Here is a 2,094-nt window from a genome sequence, read left to right as displayed (position 1 = left end):
GACATGTTCGGCTCGGGCACCGCCAAGAAGCTGTTCCTAGAAGTATCCGGCACTCATGCCAAGTACGTTTACGAAAGGTTCGGCCACGATCTCAAGTTCTGCCACATCGATGAGAACGACGACAGAAACGTCATCGGCTACGCCTGCGTCAGCGTGATGCCGTCTCCAACCTTTTACAGGTGGCTATTCGGGATGGACGGCGCGGTGAGGCTGGCAAAGCCTAAGGGGAAACGGTGGGTCGAGAGCTTCTCGAATGCCATCGCCTCCGACCTAGAAGCCTATATCCAAGATTACGAAGCAGCATCAGAGGGCTACAAAGCCGCACTGGATGCAGCTATTTCGCGATTGGGCTCGAAGAGCTGCCGGCAATGAGGCAATCCCAATCGGTGCGACTCAAAAGCCAATATTGACTAACTTACGTTCAACACCGATGTGCACTCAGCGAATAAATCGTGGTGCCGCCGCTCCGTAAGCGACACGCTCGCGACGGCCATCCGGCAATGTCCGCGTTTGCGATTTCGGGGCAAGGAGCAAGGTTTGCGGCCTTAATGGGCATTAGCGCGCCGATGAGGGCAAACGACGCTGTCCACGAGCGTTTCCGCCATCTCGACACGCGCGTCGGCGCCCGTCGGCCGCCGACGCGCGTGTGCATATCGCTCATGCGAGGGTGTCGTTTTAATTTACGCAGAACGCCGCCACGGTTTATTCGCTGAGTGCACATCGGTTTTGAACGTACTCAGTGGACGAAGTCCTCTCAAAAGGGGTTGTACGACGCCGCAAAACCTCGATGACCGACTACCGCCTCGAGCAAGTGGCGGATTACCTCTGCACCATCGAACTCGCCTTGGTCAAGTACGAAGCCAAGGAGGACGGCGAGACGTACAACAAGTTCTTCGGCGGTATCGGCTCTTTCAAGAAAAACTGGCTCAAACAGGCCCGCAGCAAGCGGATATAGCCAGCCCGCGGCTCCATAAGGAACGGTCACCTCTCCTCCAACAAGAAGGCAAACCTCTTCGCAATGTGCGATAAGCAATCAGCCCTATTCGACCGGCAACTGAATCTCGGTCAGCCACTCGTCGACGGATTCCTTGTTCCAGATGCCGTCAATGTAGCTCTCGCGGGAGAAACCCGCCACCTTGTACCCGTTGTCCTCGGCGTACTTGTAGATGAATGCGTACGCTTCGCCAAGGTTTTCGTAGGCGCCCTGGTGGTAAATGCTCAGAACCTTGGTCTCGGGGACCTCTCGGAACTTGATGTTGCCGCTTTCCGTGCCGAACGCCTCGACAGCCTCGGAATGGCGCACGCGCACATCGGCCTCGCGGTACTCGCAGTCTAGGTACTCCACGAACTCGTAAGGCGGCTCCACGCATTTCAAGTCCGGGTTGAGGGCTTTTGCCTCAGCGCCCTGGGCTGGGATCCACTGCATGGCGTCGGAGTATTGGGCGAGTGTCGCTTCGGAGTAGTAGACGATGCAGCTCGGGATGGTCTTCTCGGTTACCTGGTATCTCATGCCGTTTCCTTCCAGTAGGTGATGGATCACGGAAAGGTTTCTGGCGATTTCGGCTTGCTGGCCCTGGAGCATGCGCGCTTGCTCCAAAAGGATCTTTCGCTCATCCGCACCGTCGAGTATCGCTCTGATCTGGTCTATCGGTACGCCCAGCTGGCGAAGCGCCTTGATGCGAGCGGCAGTTCTGAGCTGCACGGTGTCGTACATGCGGTATCCCGTCCACTCGTCGACGCGGGCGGGCGAAAGAAGCCCTTCCTTTTCGTAGAAACGCAGGGCTTTTACCGTCAGCATGGACAGCTTGGAAAACTCGCCGATCTTCAGCATGCCGAATGCCTCCTTTCCTATTACGGCGCCTACTGTCAGGCCTTACCTTAGGGGAGAGTCAAGGGGTGACTTTCGGTTCTTTTTCGGAGGCGGAAGCTGAGGGAGCATTGCCGCGACGGTTGCTGCGATAAGTGCGGGGTCATCGGAGTCTACGAGCAGCATGGGTTTCGCTCCTTCGTAGGGAATGTCCTCGCTTGGGAAAGATTTGCGAGCAGCAGGTACGTCCTTGAGCAGCAGTCTGTCGTCGTAAATGCCCCCAATGA

Annotated in this window: 2 protein-coding genes and 2 pseudogenes; 2 read left to right on the top strand and 2 right to left on the bottom strand. The window is 57.0% G+C overall.

The features are described 5' to 3' along the window. Positions 1 to 372, top strand: a pseudogene (locus Q0G18_RS09405) (hypothetical protein); the annotation flags it as partial. A gap of 367 nt (positions 373 to 739) precedes the next feature. Continuing rightward, positions 740 to 955: a hypothetical protein gene (locus Q0G18_RS09400; RefSeq protein WP_297152439.1), complete on the top strand. Its 216-nt coding sequence runs from the start codon at positions 740 to 742 to the stop codon at positions 953 to 955. Between the two features lie 84 nt (positions 956 to 1,039). On the opposite strand, the gene Q0G18_RS09395 is transcribed toward Q0G18_RS09400, so the two are convergent. Further along, complete coding sequence (locus tag Q0G18_RS09395) at positions 1,040 to 1,831, bottom strand: MerR family transcriptional regulator (protein WP_297152437.1); 792 nt, start codon at positions 1,829 to 1,831, stop codon at positions 1,040 to 1,042. Between the two features lie 42 nt (positions 1,832 to 1,873). Further along, positions 1,874 to 2,094: pseudogene (locus Q0G18_RS09390) on the bottom strand (hypothetical protein); the annotation flags it as partial.

This window comes from uncultured Ellagibacter sp., from assembly GCF_934636505.1.
Lineage (GTDB): Bacteria > Actinomycetota > Coriobacteriia > Coriobacteriales > Eggerthellaceae > Ellagibacter.
Note: the sequence above shows the minus strand (reverse complement) of the source record. Positions and strands in the feature narration are given on the sequence as shown.

Excerpts from the sequence above, each read along its gene's own strand:
- Q0G18_RS09395 (WP_297152437.1), bottom strand. The coding sequence starts at position 1,831 with ATGCTGAAGATCGGCGAGTTTTCCAAGCTGTCCATGCTGACGGTAAAA.